This window comes from Vibrio sp. Vb339 (assembly GCF_902751245.1).
Classification (GTDB): Bacteria; Pseudomonadota; Gammaproteobacteria; order Enterobacterales; family Vibrionaceae; genus Vibrio; species Vibrio coralliirubri.
Map to the genome: position 1 here is coordinate 1 of NZ_CADDIS010000026.1, position 1367 is coordinate 1367.

Sequence of the window (1367 nt, forward strand, 5' to 3'; positions counted from 1 at the left end):
TCAGACAGGATATCACGTGTCCCGCCCTACTCGTTTTCACTGATTATGATGTGTCGGTTACGGGGCTATCACCCTTTATTGCGAGACTTTCCAGACTCTTCACCTGCATCATTAAAAGCTTAAGGGCTAATCCAATTTCGCTCGCCGCTACTTTCGGAATCTCGGTTGATTTCTCTTCCTCGGGGTACTTAGATGTTTCAGTTCCCCCGGTTTGCCTCCTGCTGCTATGTATTCACAACAGGATACTTACTTATGTAAGTGGGTTTCCCCATTCAGGAATCCCAGACTCAAAAGGTTATTACTACCTAATCTGGGCTTATCGCAAGTTATTACGCCTTTCATCGCCTCTGACTGCCAAGGCATCCACCGTGTACGCTTAGTCACTTAACCATACAACCCGAAAGGGTCTTAGTGTATGGCAACTAACCAAGGTTTTTGGTTGTCATTAAGAAGGGTTAATTCTCAATRACTGTTTGCCGGACTCAATTGTGATTCAAACTAAGTTTGAATCGAATACAAGACACTTGAATGTGTTTGTTGTGTTTATCYAATGAAAGRTAAACATTGAGAACTTTTAAATTTGATTGAATTACTCGTAAGTAATCAATCAGTCAGCTTTCCAAATTGTTAAAGAGCTWGATRTTTCAAWAGAAATAACCATTTTTAAAGATTCTTARGGAARAACVCTTAAAGATGGTGGAGCTATGCGGGATCGAACCGCAGACCTCCTCGCTGCVAGVSAGGCGCTCTCCCAGCTGAGCTATAGCCCCATCTGGRAAAGTATTTCCTACTCTTAACTTATTAAACCTATCAATCTGTGTGGRYACTYATCGTGMATATCTTCGTATAAGGAGGTGATCCAGCCCCAGGTTCCCCTAGGGCTACCTTGTTACGACTTCACCCCAGTCATGAACCACAAAGTGGTGAGCGTCCTCCCCGAAAGGTTAAACTACCCACTTCTTTTGCAGCCCACTCCCATGGTGTGACGGGCGGTGTGTACAAGGCCCGGGAACGTATTCACCGTAGCATTCTGATCTACGATTACTAGCGATTCCGACTTCATGGAGTCGAGTTGCAGACTCCAATCCGGACTACGACGCACTTTTTGGGATTCGCTCACTATCGCTAGCTTGCTGCCCTCTGTATGCGCCATTGTAGCACGTGTGTAGCCCTACTCGTAAGGGCCATGATGACTTGACGTCGTCCCCACCTTCCTCCGGTTTATCACCGGCAGTCTCCCTGGAGTTCCCGACATTACTCGCTGGCAAACAAGGATAAGGGTTGCGCTCGTTGCGGGACTTAACCCAACATTTCACAACACGAGCTGACGACAGCCATGCAGCACCTGTCTCAGAGYTCCCGAAGGC

1 tRNA gene and 2 rRNA genes are annotated in these 1367 nt (G+C 46.6%); all 3 read right to left on the reverse strand.

Annotated elements, in window-relative coordinates:
- Positions 1-390: ribosomal RNA gene (locus HRQ85_RS26050) — 23S ribosomal RNA — on the reverse strand; the annotation flags it as partial.
- 304 nt (positions 391-694) lie between these two features.
- Positions 695-770, reverse strand: a tRNA-Ala gene (locus tag HRQ85_RS26055).
- A gap of 77 nt (positions 771-847) precedes the next feature.
- Positions 848-1367 (reverse strand): 16S ribosomal RNA (locus HRQ85_RS26060); the annotation flags it as partial.